The sequence below is a fragment of the Aromatoleum anaerobium genome, assembly GCF_012910705.2.
GTDB classification, from domain to species: Bacteria; Pseudomonadota; Gammaproteobacteria; order Burkholderiales; family Rhodocyclaceae; genus Aromatoleum; species Aromatoleum anaerobium.
In genome coordinates, this window is record NZ_WTVG02000037.1 from 201852 (window position 1) to 220405 (window position 18554).

Sequence of the window (18554 nt, forward strand, 5' to 3'; positions counted from 1 at the left end):
GCGGTCGTGAGGTCGTGGCGGCGACGCGGCGAGCTGAGCCGTGATTGCCCGGAGATTGCCGGCCGCAGCAGGCATGTCTAGGCTGAAAGACGGTGGAGCGTCGCGGCGGGAGGCCCCATGTGGCGAACTCATGAAGTCTTCAACCAGGTACCGGTGCTGAGCGACTGCAATCTGTTCGACTCCGACATTGCGCTGCGCGAGGCGCTCGTGCGCGAAGGTGCGGCGTGGCACACGGAGGCGCTGCGCGGGCAGGGCGAGGTGCTGGGCAGCGCCGACACGCAGCGCCTCGCGGAACTCGCCGATCGTCACGTGCCGGAGCTCGTCGCTTACGACCGCTGCGGCCGGCGCGTCGATGACGTCGATTTCCACCCCGCGTGGTCGCGCCTGCTCGCGATGCTGTATGCCGACGGCGTGCACAGTTCGGCGTGGTTCGAGCCGCGTCCCGGCGCGCACGTCGCGCGGGCCGCATCGTTCTTCCTGCACGGGCAGGCGGAAGCGGGGTCGCTGTGCCCGGTGACGATGACTTTCGCGTCGATCCCGGTGCTGCGCCGGGAGCCGGCGCTGTTCGGCGCGCTGGGTGACAAGTTCCGCTCGCGCGACTACGACGGGCGGGACGTGCCGCTCGCGGGCAAACGCTCGGTGACGATCGGCATGGGCATGACCGAGAAGCAGGGCGGCTCCGACCTGCGCGCGAACACCACGCGGGCGCGCCTGCTCGGCGCCGGCGGCCGGGACTATGCGCTGGTCGGGCACAAATGGTTTTTCTCGGTGCCGACCTGCGACGCGCATCTGGTGCTGGCGCAGGCCAGCGCGGGGCCGTCGTGCTTCTTCGTGCCGCGCTGGCTGCCGGATGACAGCCGCAATGCGGTGCGCATCCGCCGTCTCAAGGACAAGCTCGGCAACCGCTCGAACGCGTCGGCCGAGGTCGAGTTCGAGGACGCCGTCGGCACGCTGGTCGGCGACGAGGGGCGCGGCATCGCGACAATCATGGAGATGGCGGCGCAGACTCGGCTCGACTGCGTGCTCGGCAGCGCCGCGCTGATGCGCCGCGCGCTCGTCGAAGCGATCCACCACGCGCGGCACCGCTCCGCGTTCGGCAATGTGCTCGTCGCGCAGCCGCTGATGCGCAACGTGCTGGCCGAGCTCGCGCTCGAAAGCGAAGCCGCGACGATGCTGGCGATGCGCCTGGCGAAGGCGGCCGAGTCGGACGACGACCCGCTGGAGCGCGCGTGGCGGCGCATCGTCACGCCGGCGGCGAAGTTCTGGATCTGCAAGCGCGCGATCCCGTTCACCGCCGAATGCATGGAAGTGTGGGGCGGCAACGGCTACGTCGAGGATGGGCCGATGGCACGTCTGTACCGCGAGGCGCCGGTGAACTCGATCTGGGAAGGTTCCGGCAACGTGATGTGCCTCGACGTGCTGCGTGCCGTCGCGCGCGAGCCGGACGGCATCGAGGCGCTGCTGCGGGAATTGTCGGAGGGCCTCGCCGGCGACGCGGTGCTCGTGCAGGCGCTCGGCGACCTGGCGAACGCGCTGCGCGCACCGGCCGAAGCCGAATGGCACGCGCGCCGCGTCGCGATGCAGCTGGTCCTGCTGGTGCAGGCGGGATTGCTGCTGCGGCATGCGCCGGGGAATGTCGCGGCGGCGTTCATCGCCAGCCGCTTCAACCGCCCGGCCGGACAGGTCGCGGGCCTGCTCGCGACGCCCGACGCGGCAGCAGCGCTGATCGAGCGGGCGTGGCCCGGCTGATCATCCCGGCAGGACGGCCGCGCGCCGGCGCGCGCCGCTCGCGCCAGTGAGCGCCCGCAGGCAGTCGGGCCCGGCGTCGACAAAGGCGCGATGGACCTGCACTCCGGCTGCACCGGCGGCGCGGGCCGCACCGACATCGACGGCGGTGCGGATGCCGCCCACCGCGACGAGCGCCGGGCCGTCTGCGATGCGATGGGCCAGCGCGGCGAAGCGCGCCAGCCGCGAGAGCTGCCCGCCCGCTGCGGGGAGGACCACGGTCAGCGCGTCGAAGCCGGCCTGCGCGGCCGCTGCCGCGACGTCCGGCAGCGGCTCGCCTTCCGTGCCCAGCGGAAACTTGAGCGCCAGCGGGATCCGGCGCGGCAGGCGGTCGCGTTCGGCCGCGATCGACTTCATGGCTGCGGCCAGGAGCGGCAGATGCTCGCGGGCGAGCAGCGGCCGGCAGGCTTGCGCGCTGAGATTGAAGCTCACGTAGTCCGCAATTCGCCACGCGCCCAGGAGGCCGGCGAGCCACTGCGCCGGCAAGTCCGCCGGCGCCGCGCCGGGCGACAGGCCGATGCCGATGCCGATCGCGCTGCCGTCGGGATGGCGCGGCGGCAGGATGGCCAGGCGCGCAGTCAGCGCCGCGAGGCTGAAAGGCGCTTGCGGGTGCGCGGCGACGGTGCCGAATTCGACGCTGCCGAAGCCCAGGCTCAGCAGTTCCTCCGCCCGCGTGCCGTCCTTGTCGATGCCGCCGGCCAGGCCCGGCCGGTCGTGCCAGCGCAGGCGGATGCGGCTCATCCGTGACGCCTCGCGAAGCCGGCCATGAAGTCCGCCAGCGCTGCGGCGCCGGCTTCCGGCATCGCGTTGTAGAGGCTCGCGCGCAGCCCGCCGACCTGGCGGTGGCCGCGCAGGTGGGTGAGCCCGTGCGCCTCGGCTTCGGCGAGGAAGAGGTCGGTGAGCCGGTCGTCGGCGAGGTGGAAGCGGACGTTCGAGCCGGAGCGGTGTCCGGTCGCGACCGGCGCGACGTAGAAGCCTTCGCTGCCGTCGATGGCCGCATAGAGTCTTTCGGCCTTGCGCCGGTTCGCGGCGGCCATCGCCGCCAGGCCGCCGGCGTCGGCGATCCAGTCGAAAACGAGGCCGGCGACGTGGATCGCCCACGTCGGGGGCGTGTTGACGCAGCTGTCGTGCTCGGCCTGGAGCCGGTAACAGTGCGGCGCGGGCACGCGGGGCGCGGGGCGCCCGAGCAGGTCTTCGCGAATGATGACGACGGTGAGGCCGGCGGGGCCGATGTTCTTTTGCGCGCTGGCGTAGAGGACGCCGAATCTCGACACCTCGACCGGGCCGGTGAGGAAACACGACGTGCAATCGGCGACCAGCGGCACGTCGCCGGTGTCCGGCAAACCGGGGTAGGCGATGCCGTCGACGGTCTCGTTCGGCGTGATGTGGCAGTACGCGCAGCCGGCCGGCAGCGCCCAGCGGCCGAGCGCCGGCGCGGCCAGCGGCACCGGGCCGGCGTGGCGGGCGGCCAGCACCACGTCGGCGTAGCGAGCGCCTTCGGCCATCGCGCGCCGCGACCAGTAGCCCGAGTCGGCGTAGGCCGCGTGACGCGCGTCGCCGAGGAGGTTCATCGGCACCAGCGAGAACTGGTGCAGCGCGCCGCCGGCGAGAAACAGGATGCGGTAGTTCGGCGGCAGCGCGAGCAGTTCGGCCAGGCGTTCGCGGGCGTGGGCGAGCGTGGCGCGAAACGCGTCGTCGGTGAAAGGCCGTTCGAGCGCCGAGGCGGCGTCCGGCCCGCGCGCAAAAAGTTCGTCGCGCGCCCGCTCGAGCACCGCGTCGGGCAGGCGGGCGGGGCCGGCGGCGAAGTTGAACGCAGGCGACGGTGACATCGCGTCAGCCGAGCAGGAAGCCGCCGTGGCTCCCCGCCGCCATGAAGAACAGCAGCGGAATCGACAGCATCGTGTTGGTGCGCGACGACAGGTGCGTGATGCGCGAGCAGCGCACGCGCTCCTCGATGCCGGCCGGCACCAGGCCCAGCACTTTCTTCTGGTGCGGCCACAGCACGAACCAGACGTTGAGCATCATCAGCGTGCCGATGTACATGCCGACACCGATCGGCGCGAGGCTGCCCTGCAGGCCGGCGGCGCCCGCGAGCCAGCCGTGCTGCCACAGCATCAGCACGCCGGCGCACCAGGTGACGACCGACGCCCAGCGGAAAAAGCCGTGTTCGCGATTGAGCAGCGCCTGGAAGCGCGGACTGCGGTCGTCGATGAGGTCGGCGGCCGTCAGCGGGCGCCAGGTCGGGCGCTGCACGACGCTGGAATAGTTGTGGCCGACCCAGATGATGCCGGCGAGAAAATGCGCCCAGCGCAGCGTGAGCTCGAGCGTCGCGTCCATGCCGCGCCTCAGCCCGCGAGGACGCGCACGAGCGCGGCCAGGACCGCGGTGAGCGCGATGCCGAGCGCGATCGTGCCGGTCGCGGTGTCGTAGGGATGGCGCATCTCAGGTCTCCAGGAACGCGGTGGACATCGCGCCGGCGGCGCGCCTCACCAGCGGTTTGCGAAAACGCAGCGGCCTGGCGACGGCGTCGACCGCGTCCTGCACGACCTGATGCCGCGGCGAGCGGCTGCACGCCGGGTCGGTGTTGCCGGCGTCGCCGGTCAGCAGGAAAGCCTGGCAGCGGCAGCCGCCGAAATCCTTCTCCTTTTCGGCGCACGAACCGCAGGGTTCGGGCAGCCAGTCGAGGCCGCGGTATTTGCGGAACAGCGGCGACTCGTGCCAGATCCACGCCAGCGGCCGGTCCCGCACCGACTCGAATTCCAGCCCGGGAATGACGCGGGCTTCCTGGCAGGGCATCGCCACGCCGTCGGGAGCGATCGTCAGGTGGATCGCGCCCCAGCCATTCATGCAGGCTTTCGGGCGGCCCTCGTAGTAGTCCGGGATGACGAAATAGATCGTCATCTTCTTGCCGAGCCTGTCGCGCCACTGCTGCACGACTTTTTCGGCGTCGCGCACCTGCTCGAGCGTCGGCATCAGCTCGTCGCGGTTCATCAGCGCCCAGTTGTAGTACTGGATGTTTGCGAATTCCAGGTACTCGATGCCGAGTCCGGCCGCCCATTCGATCATTTCGCCGGTCATGCCGATGTTCTGGCGGAAGACCGGCATGTTGAGCACCATCGGAAACCCGTGGGCCTTGATGAGGCGCCCCGCTTCGAGCTTGCGGGCGTGGGCGCGGGCGCCGACCAGCGCGTCGGTGACGTCGGCGCGGGTCGCCTGCAAGGACAGCTGGATCTGCTTCAGGCCGGCGTTCTTCAGCGCGATCAGGCGCTCCTCGCCGAGGCCGATGCCGGAGGTGATGAGGTTGGTGTAGAAACCCAGGCTGTCGGCGTACGCGACCAGCTCCTCGAGGTCCGGGCGCTGCAGCGGCTCGCCGCCGGTGAAGCCGAGCTGCAGCGCGCCCAGCTCGCGCGATTCGCGCAGCACTTTTTTCCACTCCTCGGTGCTCAGCTCCTTCGCGGCGTAGTCCTCGAAATCGAGCGGGTTGTTGCACCAGCTGCATTTAAGCGGGCAGCGGTAGGTGAGCTCCAGCGACAGCCACAGCGGCTTGCCCTGTCCGTCCAGACTGAGACCGCCGGTTTCCTTGGGCATCGTGTTCTCCTGTTTCCTTGATCGTTAGCACCATTATTTGCAGCTGGCGTTCGGGTCGATACGAGAAAGGCTGGAACGTCAGCTCGCGATTTTCTTGAGATCGGCCGGCACGCGATGGAGGGGCAGACGCGCAACGCTCAGGCGGCGCGGCGCGCGATGCGGTCGAGCGCGGCGATGCAGGCGGCGGCGATGGCCGGCTGCAGCGCGCCATGGCCGGCCCCGTCGACCACGACCCGCTCGGCTTGCGGCCACGCCCGATGCAGCCGTTCCGCGGCCTGCGGCGGGCACACCGGGTCGGCGCTGCCCTGCACGAGGGCGCCCGGGATGTGCCGCAGACGTTCGCAGCCTGCCAGCAGGCGATCCGCGTCGCCAAAGCAGCCCCGCGACAGGTAATGGGCCTGGATGCGCGTCTTGGCGAGCTGCCGCGGGTCGAGGTCGGCGACGAGCGGCGCCTCGCCCATCAGCGCGCGTTCGTAATCGAGCCAGTGCCGGGCGGCTGCAACGCGAGTCGGCGCATCGCGCGAGAGCAGGCGGCGGGTATAGGCGTCGAGCAGATTGTCGCGCTCGCCGTGCGGCACGGCCCGGGCGAAGCGCTGCCACGCGTGCGGTGCGGGAGTGGCGACGCCCTGCGCGTAGCGGCGCAGCTCCGCGGCCGAGCCGAGGAAGATGCCGCGCAGCACGAGGCCCGACACTGCGTCGGGATGCGCCTGCGCATAGGCGAGTGCCAGCAGGCTGCCCCACGAGCCGCCGAACACCAGCCAGCGCTCGATGCCCAGCGCGTGGCGGATGCGTTCGATATCGGCGACGAGGTGGGCGGTGGTGTTGGCCCGCAGGCTGCCCGCGGGCGTGCTGCGGCCGCAGCCGCGCTGGTCGAAAAGCACCGCGCGAAAGCGGCCGGGGTCGAACAGGCGGCGCTGGGCCGGCGTGCAGCCGCTACCGGGGCCGCCGTGCAGGAAGACCACCGGCAGGCCGCCGGGACGTCCGATTTCCTCGACGTGCAGCACGTGGCCGTGACCGACCGCCAGGCGGTGCATGGCGAATGGCGGGGTTGCGGCAAAGAGCGGCGAGCTCTCGGGCAGACGCGGGAAGCCAGGCGGGCCGCCGCGCGGATCGCCCGGCGACATCAGGTGCGCAGCCAGCCTTTGTCGCAGGCCAGGTCGACGAACGCCCGGACGCTGGCGGCGATTTCTTCGCCATGGCCGGGAAACGCGGCCTGCAGGTCGGCGACGATCGCGGCGACCGTGCGCTCGCCGTCGCAGCGCTTGAGGATTTCGCCGGCCGAAAGGTTGAGTTTGATGAGGCCTTCCGGGTAGAGCAGAATGTAGGCGTCCTGGCTCGCTTCCCAGCGGAACATGAAATGCGGCGACAGCCGCGGGCGGGCGTCGGCGGAAAGGGCGATGGTTTCCATGGCGGCAAGGCGTCCTTGGCGAATGGGCGGAGCCGGCAGGCCGGTTCCGCCCCGACCGGGTTCAGCGGACGTACACGTATGCGGTGACTTCGAATCCGAGTCGAATCTCGCAGTAGGCAGGGGTTTCCCAAGTCATGTTTGTCTCCTCAGCGGTGGCGCGACACCATGCCGCGCCTTGATCCATTATTTGCAGCCCGCCCTTCCGGAGCCAGTGGCATTTCGCCGGAATCGGCTAATGAAAATCATGATGTGGCGGAAACTTCGGCCATCGGCGTGTATTTTCCCCAGCCGGCGATCTGCACGTCGCAGTGCGCGAGCATCATCGCGTCGAGCATCGACCACAGCAGGTCGAGCTTGAAGCGCAGGATCTCGAGTGCCCGCTCCTGCAGCGCCCGGGTGTTGAAGTGGCCGAGGGTGATGCGCAGCCCGTTGACGACGTCGCGCGGCGCTTCGGTGAGGCGGCGGCGGAAGTAGGCGTAGCCCTCGGCTTCGATCCACGGATAGTGTTCCGGCCAGTGTTCGAGGCGCGACTGGTGGATGGTCGGGGCGAAGAGCTCGGTGAGCGACGAAGCCGCCGCTTCCTGCCACGTGCTGCGGCGGGCGAAATTGATGTAGGCATCGACCGCGAAGCGCACGCCGGGCAGCACCAGGCGCTCGGAGACGATCTCGTCGCGCGCCAGGCCGACCGCTTCGCCGAGCCGGATCCACGCTTCGATGCCGCCGCCCTCGTTGCCCTCGCCGCCGTGGCCGTCGTGGTCGAGGATGCGCTGCACCCAGTGGCGGCGCACGTCGCGGTCGGGGCAGTTCGACAGGATCGCGGCATCCTTGATCGGGATGCTGACCTGGTAGTAGTAGCGGTTCGCGACCCACGCCCGGATCTGCTCGCGGGTGCACTGGCCGCGGTGCATCATCACCTGGAACGGGTGGTGGATGTGGTAACACCCGCCCAAGGCGCGCAACCGGGCTTCGAACGCCTCCGCGCTCCAGGCTTCCGTTTCGTCGATTCTCATTGCAAGTCTCCAGCGGGGCCGAAATCGAGCAGCATGCCGTCGGCGGCGACTTCGATGCCGTGCCGCGCCAGTTCGGCACGCTCGCGCGAGTCCTCGTCGAGGATCGGGTTGGTGTTGTTGATGTGGATCAGGATCTTGCGCGGCCGCGGGTAGCCGGACAGCAACTCGATCATGCCGCCGGCACCCGCTTGCGGCAGGTGGCCGATTTCGCGCGCCGTGCGCGTCGAGATGCCGAGCCGGATCATCTCGTCGTCGCTCCAGAACGTGCCGTCGAGCAGCACGCAGTCGGAACCGGCGAGGTAAGGCTGCAGGTGCGGCGCCATCGCGCCGAAGCCCGGCGCGTAGAAGACCTTGCGGGCGCTGGCCGCGTCCTCGATGAGCACGCCGATGTTGTCGCCCGGATGCGGGTCGTCGCGGTGCGGCGAATACGGCGGCGCCTTGCTCGCGAGCGGCACCGGCGTGAAACGCAGGCCGGCCACGCCGGGCACCGTGAAAGGCGTCGGCGGCGCCACCTGCAGCGGGTGCCGGACGACTGTGCAGAAGTGGGAAAGCACATTGAACACCGGGTTGCCGGTGGTGAGGTCCTCATGCACCTGCGCGGTACACCACACCGGCAGCGGCTGGCCTTCGCGCAGCATGAAAAGTCCGGTGGTGTGGTCCACCTGGGCGTCGATGAGCACCACCCCGGCGATGCCGCTGTCACGCAATGCGCGGGCGGGCTGCAGGCAGGGGTTGGCGCGGATCTGCGCGAGCAGGTCGGGGGAGGCGTTGAACAGCACCCAGTCGTCGCCGTTGCTGCTCACCGCGATCGAAGACTGGGTGCGTGGCCGGGCACGGACGGTGCCGTGGCGCACGCCGTGGCAATTGCGGCAGTTGCAATTCCACTGGGGAAAGCCTCCGCCGGCGGACGAGCCGAGAACGAGGATCTTCATGAGTCCAGTATCAGCCGCCGTCGCAAGGCCCGCGTACGTCGAATCGCGAAATGCGCCTCATGGTTTTCTGGAGGCGCGCACGGCGCAGCGGGCATCTGGGGCTCGCCTTCACGCCTGGCCGGACCCGTCGGAAACGGCGCCGCCGGCGACGATCCGGTCGCGGCCGCCGGCTTTCGCCTCGTACAGCCGCAGGTCCGCCTCGGCCACGAGGCGCTCGGGTTCGCCGCCGGCGGCCGGCCAGGCGACGGCTACCCCGACGCTGATGCTCACCCGGCCCGCCACCTCCGGGTGCTCGTGGGGCAGGTCGAGCTCGCGCACCGCCCGGTGCAGGCGCCGCGCCACCGCCTCGCCCCCGGCGAGGTCGGTCGCCGGCAGGAGGCACACGAATTCCTCGCCGCCGTAGCGCGCGAGCAGGTCGTCCGCGCGCACCAGCGAGCCGTGGAGTGCGCGGGCGACCCGCTGCAGGCAGCGGTCCCCCGCCGGGTGGCCGTAGTGGTCGTTGTACGCCTTGAAGCGGTCCACATCGAGCATGATCAGGGCGAGGGGCTCGTGCCGGCGCAGCGCGCTCTGCCAGGCGGCCGCGTAGGCCTCGTCGAAGCGGCGCCGGTTCGCGATGCCGGTCAGCGGGTCGGTGGCCGAGAGGTGCTGGTAGTGGTCGCGCAGGCGCTTCAGCTCCACGTGGGTCTGGATGCGGCGCTTGAGGATGGCGGGCGAAAAGGGCTTGGCCACGTAATCCACGGCGCCGATGTCGAGGCCGTACGCCTCGTTGTCCTCCTCCCCCATGGAGGTGATGAAGATCACCGGGATGTCGCGCGTGGCCGCGTCCGCCTTGAGCAGCCGGCACACGTCGTAGCCGTTCATGTCCGGCATCATCACGTCGAGGAGGATGATGTCGGGCGGCGTCGCGGCCCGCGCGCGGCGCAGCGCGGAGGCCCCGTCGATGGCGACGACCACCTCGTAGTCGGGCGCGAGCAGGTTCCCCAGGATGTTGATGTTGGAGCGCTCGTCGTCGACGATCAGGACGCGGGGCAGGGCGCTATTCATGCGCGGTCTCTCCGGGGACGCGGTCGAGGTGGTCCGCCAGCCGCTGCAGGGTCTGCTCGGCTGCCTCGTAGTCGAAAGTCAGGACGTGCGCTTCGAGCTCGGCGAAGAGCTGCGGCGTGCGTCCCGCCAGCGCCTCGCCGAGCGGGGCGAGGCGCTCTGCCGCGCGGAAGCTTCCCTCCCGCAGCAGGGGCGCGAGCGCGGCGGCGCCGACGGCGAAGGCGTCCGGCGCCAGCGTGCCGCCTTCCGGGGCGCTCGCCGCGGGGGGCGCCAGGGCGGCAAGGCCCGCCGTCACCCGGGCGAGCTCGGCCTTCACCGCGGCGAGCTCGGCATCGACGCCGCTTGCCGCGCGCGCGGCACGCTCCAGCTCATGGACCCGCTGCTGCAGCCCGGTCGCGCCGAGGTTGCCGGCGGTGCCCTTCAGGTTGTGGGCGATGCGCAGGACCGACGCGCTGTCTCCGCTTGCGAGCGCCTCCTCCAGGCGCGCCGCGCTGTCCCGGTGATCGTGGCGGAAATCGACCAGCAGACGCAAGTAAAGAGCGTGGTTGTGGGCGACCCGGCGCAGGCCGGCGGCGGCGTCGATGCCGGGCAGCGCGTCCGGGAGCGGGCTTGCGGCTTCGCCCGGCGCCAGCGTGCGATCTGCGCCCGGCGCGGCCGGGCGGCGATCCCCGGGCGTGATCCAGGCGAGGAGCATGCGCGCGAGCGCATCCGGGTCAATGGGCTTGGTGAGGTGGTCGTTCATGCCCGCGGCGAGGCAGCGGGCGCGGTCCTCGGGGAGGGCGTGGGCGGTCATGGCCACGATCGGCAGGCCGTCGTGCTCGGGCTCGGCGCGGATCCGGGCGGTCGCCTGGTAGCCGTCGACTTGCGGCATCTGGAGGTCCATCAGTACGAGGTCGAAGGGTCCGGCTGCGACCGCCGCGACGGCCTCCCGGCCATCGCCCGCCAGAGCGACGGCGAGGCCCATGCTCTCCAGGAGCTCGCGCATGATGCGCTGGTTGAGCGGGTTGTCCTCGACCACCAGCACCTGCGCGCCGGCGATGGCGGCGAGCGCCTCGCACGGCGGCTCGCCCGCGTCGGCGGCGCGGCCCGGGCAGGCGTCGTCCGCCTCGTCCGCCTCGTCCGCCTCGTCCGCGTCGTCCGCGTCGTCCGCGTCGGCGAAGACGGCGGTGAAGGTGAAGGTGCTGCCCGCGCCGGGCGTGCTCACGACCCCGATCGTTCCGCCCATCAGCTCGACAAGGTTGCGGCTGATGGCGAGCCCGAGGCCGGTGCCGCCGTGGCTGCGGGTGAGGGAGCTGTCGGCCTGGATGAAAGGCTGGAAGAGCCCGGGGACCACCTGAGGGGAAATCCCGATGCCGGTGTCGCGCACCGCGAAGCGCAGTGTCACGCCGCTTGCGTCTGCGCCGGCAGGCGTCACGTCGATTGCCACGCCGCCGCGCTCGGTGAACTCCAGCGCGTTACCGACGAGGTTGGTGACGACTTGGCGCAGGCGCTGCAGGTCGCCCCGCAACCGCTCCGGCACTCGGGGGTCGAGGGTCACCGCGATGCGCAGCCCCTTCTGGTCGGCGATCACCCGGAAGAGATCGACCACTTCGTCGAGCAACTCGGCGGGCCGGAACTCGACGCAGGCGAGCTGCATCTTGTGGGCCTCGAGCTTGGAGAAGTCGAGGATGTCGTTGATCACGCCGAGCAGCGCATGGCCCGCCTTCTGGATGTTCTGGATGTAGTCGCGCTGGCGCTCGTCGAGCGCCGTGCCGAGGGCGAGGTGGCAAAAGCCGATGACCGCGTTCATGGGGGTGCGGATCTCGTGGCTCATGTTGGCCACGAAGGCGCTCTTCGCGCGGGTGGCCGCCTCGGCCGCCTCCTTCGCCTCAATGAGTTCGCGGTGGATGTTCTTCAGCGTGGTGATATCGGCGTAGCTCAGGATGTGCGCCGGCACGTCGAAGAACTCGATCGGGTGCGACGAGGCGAGTACCCAATGGCGCTGTCCCCGCTTGTCCTCGATCTCGATCTCGCGACCCTCCACCCCGGCAGGGCAGGTGCCCGGCCCGAAGAGGGGCGCCTCGTCCGGCCGCAGGCGATGGAAGGGGGCCGCGGGCAGATCCCCGAGCTTGGCCCGCTCGACGCCGAAGAGGTCGGCCACCGCCTGGTTGCCGCGCACGATGCGCCCGTCCGCGTTGCCGATCACAGCCATCGGCACCGGGGCGGCGTCGAACACGGCGCGCAGGTTGTCCTCGCTGCGCGTGATCTTCTTCAGCAGGTTTGACACCGCCCACCAGATCCCGGCGATCACGACCAGCAGGAGGGCGGCGCCGGCCGTGAGCTTGGCGCGCACGTCGGCCTTGAGCTCGACGAGGAACAGCAGGTTGGCGCGGAATTCGGCGATACCCAGCAGCTCGCGCGTGGTCCTCGCATAGAGCGGCACTTCGATCACCAGGCAATCGCCGCAGCGTCCGGTCGCCTTGTCGATGTCGAGCGAGCCCGCCGGGGCGTCGAGGACGTCGTAGTCAAGCTCGGTCTTGAGGGCGATGAAGACTGGGGCGCCGGTGGTCGGCTCGGCCGCGATGAGAATCTCGTCCATGACGTCGGACAGGCGGCGGCGCGCCGCTTCGGGCTCGCCGGTCTGGATCGCGTCGACGAGCGCGTGGGCCTGGGAGTTGGCAAGCGCGGTGGCGTTGGCGCGCGCGTTGGCGTCCAGCTTGGGGGCGAGCACGCCGAACCAGTAGAACGCGAGGAGCGCCGCCAGGAAGAGGCTGGCCGCGAGGAAGAGCGGCGTGACTGCGGCCGCGGCGGGCAGCCGCCTCAGTTGGCGTTCGGGAGGCCTAGGGTTGCTCATAGCGTTCGGCGATGCGCAGGAAGAAGGGTTTGATACGGATGCCAGCGGCGGCGGCGGCGGCGAGGTTGACGTAGGGCAGCACCCGGTCGCCGACTACGATGCCAGCGGCGATGCCCTTTTCGACGTCCCCCTCGAAGGGCGAGAAGGTGAGCAGCTTGTGGCGGCGGCCGAAGGCGAGCAGTTGCGGGAGATCCTCGCCCAGGCGCTGGACGACGAAGACGCCGGCCACGTCCGCGTCGGCGTAGTGCGCGAGGCGCGACAGGGCGACGGCCTCCACCTTCAGCGGGATGCCGCGGATCGTCCCCTTGTCGCGCAGGCCGTCGGCGGAGCGCTCGGCCAGCCCGGGTTCGTCGCGGTGCACCACGAGCAGCAGCAGCGGGCCCTCGCCCGCGCGCTTGGCCGCGATATCCTGGTCGGCGGCGAGGAAGGTGGGGAAGACGTTGAGCCCGACGGCGATGCGCCGGGCGTCCTGCTCATCGGCGGCGTTCGCGCCGAGCCAGGGCGAGCCGAGCACCAGCAGCGCGCACAGCAGCGTTCTCGCTGCGCGTCGGGTGCGGAATCGGATTTTGCCCATCAGGCTCATTCGGGTCGGTGTCGGGGCCGCGGGCAAACGTCGGGTCAGAGGTCCAGCGAGCCCTCGACGCCGCGGCAGTAGCCGTTGAGCTCCACGTAGGCCTTGCCGGGCACCGCCCCCGTCACGCTGGAGGCGCCTTCCCAGTACTCCGGCCCCGCCCAGTAGCCGTGGCGGGCGCGCAGTTCCTGGTCCTTGACCATGGGCTGGACCTCGAAGCTCTCGCCTTCCACGGTAACACGCCAGCCCGAGGGATAGGTGCAGCCGGTGTGCGGGCTGGTCCAGTGGCCCAGGATCTCGACCTGGAACTGGTGCCCCGACAGCGTCCGGGTGTTGCCGCCGGCGTCGGTGACGGAGCCGGTGCGCTCGCCCGCGTTGGATTTGCCGAGGATGTCGTAGAGCATGATCTGGCGGTTGTCGGCGAGGTCGATGGCGAACCACTGCCAGCCCTTGACGATGGCCTGGTAGAGCTCGCCGTACTGGCGGTCGAACCAGCTCGCGCCGCTCACCTTGTAGGTCTTGCCGCCGACCGTGATGGTGCCGCGCGTCTCCATGCGCACGCGCGAGTAGTAGTAGGTGTAGCCGCCGTAGCGGTAGGGGTGGGCGTCGCCCCCGTAGTGCAGCACCGGCGCCTTGGTGGGTGCGAGCTCCAGGTCGAGGACGTAGCCGCCCACCTCGCTGCGCAGGCGGTCGCCGTTGGCGTCGCCGGTCGCGCGGATGATGTCGCCGGGCCCGGCGGTGAGCGCGAAGCGGTCCGTGGTGCGCGCGGGCAGGTGGAACTTGAGATGCTCGGCGAAGTGGAACTTGTCGCCGTCCACGTCGGTGATGGCGACCTGGGTGAGCTGGTCGCGCATCACCAGGAAGCTGTCGAAGGTGAAGAACACCACCTCGAAGCCGAAGCGGCGGCCTTCCTCCGACTCCAGGTGGCCGGTCCAGTACCACCACTGCACCTTCTCGTCGGGCAGGAAGACGTCGTCCCCGGGCAGCTCGATCGCGCCGATCAGGCCCCGGTGCGGCGCGAAGGCCGCGAGCCCGAGCGCCGGCAGCAGCCCGGCGAGGAAGGCCCACACGAGGTAGCGCCGGCGGGTGTGTGCCGCGCCGGTCCCGCCGGCCCGCGCCAGGCCGAGCACCTGCCGGCTGGGCCACAGGTAGCCCGCCATGCCGAGCAGGGCGAAGGCGGGTATCACGAGCGCGAGCTCCGGCTGCTTCGCGTGCAGCGGGGTGAGGAACAGGATCGCCAGCGAGACGGCGAAGACGAAGGCCGGCGGGGCGAGGCGCCAGCCGTCCACCGGGACGTCGCCGCGCATGCGCCCGAGCCTGGCCAGCAGCAGCGTCACCCAGGTGCCGAAGAAGAGCGCGACGATGGTGGCCTCGTCGACGAAGTGGCGCCCCACTAGCCACAGATAGCCGAGCATCACCGCGACGAAGATCAGGAAGGCCGGAACGATCGCGAGGAAGGGCGCGGCGGCGGTCCACCAGGCCTTGCCGTGGCCGACGCGGCCCGCGAGCTCCAGCATCGCGGTGTAGCTCGCGCCGATGACGAACCAGCCGACGTAGTTGTCCCACGGGATGCCGAACCAGGCGCCGGGCTCGGCCCACACCCACACGCCGAGGGAGACGAAGGCCGGATCGCAGACGAGGTCGATCACGGTCGCCAGCAGCCCCGCCGCGATCGGCACCAGCGTCGCCGGCAGGGCCAGCGCGCGCGCCGTGCGCAGGGCCGCGTAGATGATCGTGCCCCAGCTCAGGATGATCGACAGGGGCACCGGGCCCGGCAGCCACACGAGGGATTCGGTGTAGTAGTAGGGCGGCGGCGACTTGACGACCTGCGAGTACTCGACGATGAAGCCGAACAGGATCGCCGCCGGGATGAGGTAGAAGAGCGGGCGCTCGTGCCGCCACGTGTGGACGAGCAGCACCGCGGTGAGCAGGTAGTTCAGGATCTGGATGATGATGAAGGCGGTCGCGGGATCGGCGGGCTGCATCGGAATTCCTCGTTAGTTTTTTTGTGTTCCGGGGGCGGGGCCGCTGCGTCACATGCGGTACGAGAGCTGCACCCAGCCGGCGCGGCCCGGCTGGGGGTAGTCGCCGGCGTAGGAGGGAATCGGCTGATCGGCCACGTCCCGGGTGAGGAATGCGGGATAGCGCACGCGCTCGTCCAGCAGGTTGCTCACGCCCAGCCGCAGCGTGAGGCCGCGCACGCCGACGTTGCCGAAGCTCGTGGTGGCGTCGACGGTCTCGTAGCCCGACAGCCTGTGGCGCGGGTCGCCGGCCTCGCGCGCGCGCTCGCCGACGTGGCGCAGCCACAGGCTGTAGGTCTGCGTCGCCGTCGGCTGGAAGACCAGTGCCAGGTTGGCGAGGCGGTCGGCCGCCCCGGCCACGGCGTCACCGGTGTCCGAGTGCTCGGCATCGGAGAGGGTAATGTTGGCCTTGAGCCGGAGCCGGCTCGTCAGGCGCTGGTCGAGCTCCAGCTCGACGCCATCGACCTCGACCCCCGGGGCGTTGCGGTACTGGAGGATGCGGCTGCCGACGATGAGGTCCTTCAGCCGCGAGTGGAAGAGGGTCGCGCGGCCTCCGGTGGCCGGACCTTTGTAGATGTACGCGAACTCCGTGGTCTTGATCGTCTCGGGAGAAAGCTCCGTCCCCGCCTCCGCCATCGCCATCTCGTAGAAGGTCGGCGGACGGAACGCTTCCGCGTACTGCGCCTTCAGGATGTGCCGGCGGTCGAGCCGCCAGACCGCCGCGAGGCGCGGCGACAGCTTGTCGCCCACGTCGTCGTAGTCGTCGTAGCGCAAGCCGGCGGTGACGGTGACGTCGTCGCTCAGCCGGTACTCGTCCTGCAGCGTCAGGCTGAGGATCCGCCGCGTGCTGCCGTCGTCGGCCCACTGTGCGCCTTCGTCCGCCGTGGAGCGCCGCGGGGCGGGCAGGGGGGTCCGCGTGAGCGGGTCGAGGTTGCTTTCCACCCAGGCGTCGCCGGCGGCGATGTGGGTGGCGCCGAGGCTCAGCAGCCAGTTGTGGTCCCGCCAGCCGCTCCAGTGCATGTCGTACTCGGCGGACAGGCGCTGTTCGTCGTAATAGCCCTTTGCCCACCAGCCTTCCGGCAGGACGGCCGGGAGGGGCGTGAACCAGGTGAGGCCCGCCGGCAACAGGCGGAAGTCGAAGCGGTTCTCGTAGTACTGCCAGCCCAGGCGCAGCTCGGTGGCGAGCGTCTCCGACGGGCGCCAGCCGCCCTTGCCGTTCACCATGAAGTAGCGGTTGCGGTAGGCGATGCCGTCGTCCGGCTGGGACAGCACGTTGACGGTGCCGAAGTGGTCGCCGTTGCCGTCCTCGACGTAGCTCGCGGACAGGGAATACTCGTCGCGGTAGAGGTCCACCAGCAGCGAGCGCTGTTCCATCTCGTCGTTCACCGGACCGGGCGCGTTCGACAGCGTGCCGTTCAGCAGCGGGTTCACCGGAATGCCGGCCGGGTCCACCGGGATGCCGGAGAGCGCATCCTGCCCGGAACCAACCCTCGCCCCTCGGCTGTGCCAGCCGCCGAAGCTCATGCTGCCGCCGCTCCGGCCGTCCTCCGAGCGCCAGTGACGGAAGCCCCCGGCGCCGTAGGTGTCGAAGCGGCCGGCGCGCGCGAACACGCCGTCGGCGTCCTTGCGGGTGATCACGTTGATCACCCCCGCGTAGGCGAACTCGCCGTGGATGGCCGAGCCCGGGCCGCGGATCACCTCGATCTGGCCGACCTGCTCGATCGGCATGTTGAGCACCGGATTGGCGTTGGCCGACAGGGCCGAGTTCATCGACTGGCTGTTGAGCAGGATCTTCATGTTGCCCGAGGCGAAGGTGCCGCCCACGCCGCGCACCAGCGTCTGGCGCCCGCCGATCTGGTCGGTCGAGGGCTCGATGCCGGGCACGAGGCGCAGCGCCTCCCACACCGTGCGCGCGCCCAGCGCTTCCAGCTCGTCGCCGAGCAGGACGGTGACGAGGCCCGGCACGTAGTCGGCGTTCATCTTCGTCCGGGTGGCGATCTCGGTCTGCTGGTCGAGGACCGCCAGGAGGTCGCGCAACTCGGCGGACTCTTCGCCCCCGGCCGGCGCATCCTGGTCCGGCGCGGCCTGGGCGCAGGCGGTGAACGACAACAGGCCCAGCAGGCAATGCCGGAGTACGGCTTTCTTCATTTCTCCCCTTGTCCCCGGCGCATCGTGGATCGCGCCCGTCGCGGATCATGCCGAGGCGCGGGGATACTACTCCTTCCCGAACTTTGACTGCTGCGAACTAATAACTGCCAGTTTCGATTTTTTGGCGGCGCTGCCGGCCGGCTACTGGGTACGCGCGGGGGTGACGCCGAGGAGTTGGAAGGCCTTTTCCTGCAAGGGCGTCGGCCGGGCGGTGAGCACGATCTTGGCGTTCGGATTCAACGTGGTGTGGGTGACGTTGTAGGCGAGCGTGGCGAGATCCTGCATGAGCTCGGCCTCGGTCGCGGCGAGCAACTCCGTGCGCTTTCTCGCCCGCTCCTCGGTCAGCAAGGGGTTGCGGCACACCACCAGACGCTCGACCACGAACACCTCCTCCGCCCTGGGTACGGCCACGCCGCCCAATAGCTGGGTCCCGTTGCTGACGCGGGATCCAGTATCTCGCGACGTCGAAGTTCGGCCTAACGGTCGAGTTCCGGGTAATGGCGGAAAATGCCCTCTTCGCTGAACGGCAGGCGCCGATCCGACGCGAGATAGGCGGCGAGGCGCGGGCGCCGGGCGACGCGCTCGTGAAGCTCGACGAGGCCCGGGCAGCCCGGTTCGACGCGCGACATCGCGCGCGGGAACGCGTAGCGCAGGCCTGCGACGATCTGGAACAGCGACAGGTCGACGTACGACAGCGTGTCGCCGACGAGGTAGCCGCTGCGAAAGCTGTTCTGCGCGCGGACCTGCTCGAAATAGCGCAGGAACTTCGGCAGCCGGTTCTGCGTGAAGTCCTTCGCGCGGCGCTGCGCTTCGGGCTTCTGGTCCTCGTAATACAGGCTGCCCGCGATCGGGTGGTGCGTGTCATGGACTTCGCCGACGAGGTCGGCGATCGTCAGCTGCAGCTGGTGCGCCCAGTGCCGTCCCGCCTCGGTTTTCGGCGCGAGGCCGAGCCGCGGGCCGAGATACAGCAGAATGTTCGCGGTCTGGCCGATCAGCATGTCCCCCGCTTTCAGGAACGGCGGCGCGAACGGCACGTGTTCCAGCGACTCGCCGTCGAGCAGCCGCAGCAGCGCCGGCAGGCCCCGGCCGTTTTCCTCGGGCAGGCGGGCGACGTCGAGGTAGTCGGCGCCCGCTTCTTCGAGCGGCAGGCGAACGAATTCGCCGCGCCCCTGGATCGACGGCCAGTAATACAGTTCGTAGCGCATGAGGACGTTCTC

Annotated in this window: 17 protein-coding genes; 1 reads left to right on the plus strand and 16 read right to left on the minus strand. The window is 70.5% G+C overall.

The features are described 5' to 3' along the window. The first annotated feature begins 117 nt into the window (after positions 1 to 117). Entirely contained in the window at positions 118 to 1749 is a 1632-nt protein-coding gene (locus tag GO606_RS06980) for an isovaleryl-CoA dehydrogenase (RefSeq protein WP_169117972.1), read from the plus strand. Here GO606_RS06980 and GO606_RS06985 read toward each other — a convergent pair whose 3' ends face one another. The 16 genes from GO606_RS06985 to GO606_RS07055 all read right to left on the minus strand — a co-directional run bounded on the left by GO606_RS06985 (position 1750) and on the right by GO606_RS07055 (position 18542). Next, the gene (locus GO606_RS06985) at positions 1750 to 2526 is read right to left on the minus strand and encodes a dihydroorotate dehydrogenase (protein WP_169117973.1); all 777 of its coding nucleotides are present in this window, start codon (positions 2524 to 2526) and stop codon (positions 1750 to 1752) included. After that, on the minus strand, positions 2523 to 3614 hold the full coding sequence (serC, locus tag GO606_RS06990; protein ID WP_169117974.1) for a 3-phosphoserine/phosphohydroxythreonine transaminase: 1092 nt from the start codon (positions 3612 to 3614) through the stop codon (positions 2523 to 2525). The genes GO606_RS06985 and serC overlap by 4 nt, the downstream gene beginning before the upstream one ends. Before the next feature lie 4 nt (positions 3615 to 3618). Then, positions 3619 to 4122 carry a urate hydroxylase PuuD gene (locus tag GO606_RS06995; RefSeq protein WP_169117975.1) on the minus strand — a complete coding sequence of 168 codons (504 nt, stop codon included), beginning with the start codon at positions 4120 to 4122 and terminating at the stop codon, positions 3619 to 3621. A 105-nt stretch (positions 4123 to 4227) separates the two neighbouring features. After that, positions 4228 to 5373: a pyrroloquinoline quinone biosynthesis protein PqqE gene (gene pqqE, locus GO606_RS07000; protein WP_169117976.1), complete on the minus strand. Its 1146-nt coding sequence runs from the start codon at positions 5371 to 5373 to the stop codon at positions 4228 to 4230. Between the two features lie 137 nt (positions 5374 to 5510). After that, positions 5511 to 6407, minus strand: a complete 897-nt coding sequence (gene pip, locus GO606_RS07005) for a prolyl aminopeptidase (protein WP_246979427.1) — start codon at positions 6405 to 6407, stop codon at positions 5511 to 5513. An 89-nt stretch (positions 6408 to 6496) separates the two neighbouring features. Beyond that, complete coding sequence (gene pqqD / locus GO606_RS07010; RefSeq protein ID WP_169117978.1) at positions 6497 to 6781, minus strand: pyrroloquinoline quinone biosynthesis peptide chaperone PqqD; 285 nt, start codon at positions 6779 to 6781, stop codon at positions 6497 to 6499. 61 nt (positions 6782 to 6842) lie between these two features. Continuing rightward, positions 6843 to 6965, minus strand: coding sequence for a pyrroloquinoline quinone precursor peptide PqqA (gene pqqA / locus GO606_RS22090; RefSeq protein ID WP_211166576.1), 123 nt, complete (start codon positions 6963 to 6965; stop codon positions 6843 to 6845). 58 nt (positions 6966 to 7023) lie between these two features. Beyond that, on the minus strand, positions 7024 to 7791 hold the full coding sequence (pqqC, locus tag GO606_RS07015) for a pyrroloquinoline-quinone synthase PqqC (RefSeq protein WP_169117979.1): 768 nt from the start codon (positions 7789 to 7791) through the stop codon (positions 7024 to 7026). Further along, entirely contained in the window at positions 7788 to 8723 is a 936-nt protein-coding gene (pqqB, locus tag GO606_RS07020; RefSeq protein ID WP_169117980.1) for a pyrroloquinoline quinone biosynthesis protein PqqB, read from the minus strand. The genes pqqC and pqqB overlap by 4 nt, the downstream gene beginning before the upstream one ends. Positions 8724 to 8831: 108 nt before the next feature. Beyond that, entirely contained in the window at positions 8832 to 9767 is a 936-nt protein-coding gene (locus tag GO606_RS07025) for a GGDEF domain-containing response regulator (protein ID WP_169117981.1), read from the minus strand. Continuing rightward, positions 9760 to 12597 (minus strand): hybrid sensor histidine kinase/response regulator, encoded by a 2838-nt coding sequence (locus GO606_RS07030; protein ID WP_169117982.1) that lies wholly within the window; start codon positions 12595 to 12597, stop codon positions 9760 to 9762. Before GO606_RS07030 ends, GO606_RS07025 begins: the two co-directional genes overlap by 8 nt. Further along, entirely contained in the window at positions 12584 to 13180 is a 597-nt protein-coding gene (locus GO606_RS07035; protein ID WP_169117983.1) for a YfiR/HmsC family protein, read from the minus strand. The genes GO606_RS07030 and GO606_RS07035 overlap by 14 nt, the downstream gene beginning before the upstream one ends. A 35-nt stretch (positions 13181 to 13215) precedes the next feature. Beyond that, positions 13216 to 15153: a carotenoid biosynthesis protein gene (locus tag GO606_RS07040; RefSeq protein ID WP_169117984.1), complete on the minus strand. Its 1938-nt coding sequence runs from the start codon at positions 15151 to 15153 to the stop codon at positions 13216 to 13218. 48 nt (positions 15154 to 15201) lie between these two features. Next, positions 15202 to 17337: a TonB-dependent receptor plug domain-containing protein gene (locus GO606_RS07045; protein WP_169117985.1), complete on the minus strand. Its 2136-nt coding sequence runs from the start codon at positions 17335 to 17337 to the stop codon at positions 15202 to 15204. Positions 17338 to 17478: 141 nt separating this feature from the next. Next, positions 17479 to 17718 carry a hypothetical protein gene (locus GO606_RS07050; RefSeq protein WP_169117964.1) on the minus strand — a complete coding sequence of 80 codons (240 nt, stop codon included), beginning with the start codon at positions 17716 to 17718 and terminating at the stop codon, positions 17479 to 17481. Positions 17719 to 17813: 95 nt separating this feature from the next. Then, entirely contained in the window at positions 17814 to 18542 is a 729-nt protein-coding gene (locus tag GO606_RS07055) for a glutathione S-transferase (RefSeq protein WP_169117986.1), read from the minus strand. Positions 18543 to 18554: the final 12 nt, after the last annotated feature.

Coding starts and splice junctions, on each gene's coding strand:
- pqqD (WP_169117978.1), bottom strand. CDS start 6,781: ATGGAAACCATCGCCCTTTCCGCCGACGCCCGCCCGCGGCTGTCGCCG.
- pqqB (WP_169117980.1), bottom strand. CDS start 8,723: ATGAAGATCCTCGTTCTCGGCTCGTCCGCCGGCGGAGGCTTTCCCCAG.
- GO606_RS07055 (WP_169117986.1), bottom strand. CDS start 18,542: ATGCGCTACGAACTGTATTACTGGCCGTCGATCCAGGGGCGCGGCGAA.
- GO606_RS07040 (WP_169117984.1), bottom strand. CDS start 15,153: ATGCAGCCCGCCGATCCCGCGACCGCCTTCATCATCATCCAGATCCTG.
- pqqA (WP_211166576.1), bottom strand. CDS start 6,965: ATGGATCAAGGCGCGGCATGGTGTCGCGCCACCGCTGAGGAGACAAAC.
- pqqE (WP_169117976.1), bottom strand. CDS start 5,373: ATGCCCAAGGAAACCGGCGGTCTCAGTCTGGACGGACAGGGCAAGCCG.
- GO606_RS07045 (WP_169117985.1), bottom strand. CDS start 17,337: ATGAAGAAAGCCGTACTCCGGCATTGCCTGCTGGGCCTGTTGTCGTTC.
- pqqC (WP_169117979.1), bottom strand. CDS start 7,791: ATGAGAATCGACGAAACGGAAGCCTGGAGCGCGGAGGCGTTCGAAGCC.
- GO606_RS06985 (WP_169117973.1), bottom strand. CDS start 2,526: ATGAGCCGCATCCGCCTGCGCTGGCACGACCGGCCGGGCCTGGCCGGC.
- serC (WP_169117974.1), bottom strand. CDS start 3,614: ATGTCACCGTCGCCTGCGTTCAACTTCGCCGCCGGCCCCGCCCGCCTG.
- GO606_RS06980 (WP_169117972.1), top strand. CDS start 118: ATGTGGCGAACTCATGAAGTCTTCAACCAGGTACCGGTGCTGAGCGAC.
- GO606_RS07025 (WP_169117981.1), bottom strand. CDS start 9,767: ATGAATAGCGCCCTGCCCCGCGTCCTGATCGTCGACGACGAGCGCTCC.
- GO606_RS07035 (WP_169117983.1), bottom strand. CDS start 13,180: ATGAGCCTGATGGGCAAAATCCGATTCCGCACCCGACGCGCAGCGAGA.
- GO606_RS07030 (WP_169117982.1), bottom strand. CDS start 12,597: ATGAGCAACCCTAGGCCTCCCGAACGCCAACTGAGGCGGCTGCCCGCC.
- pip (WP_246979427.1), bottom strand. CDS start 6,407: ATGCACCGCCTGGCGGTCGGTCACGGCCACGTGCTGCACGTCGAGGAA.
- GO606_RS06995 (WP_169117975.1), bottom strand. CDS start 4,122: ATGGACGCGACGCTCGAGCTCACGCTGCGCTGGGCGCATTTTCTCGCC.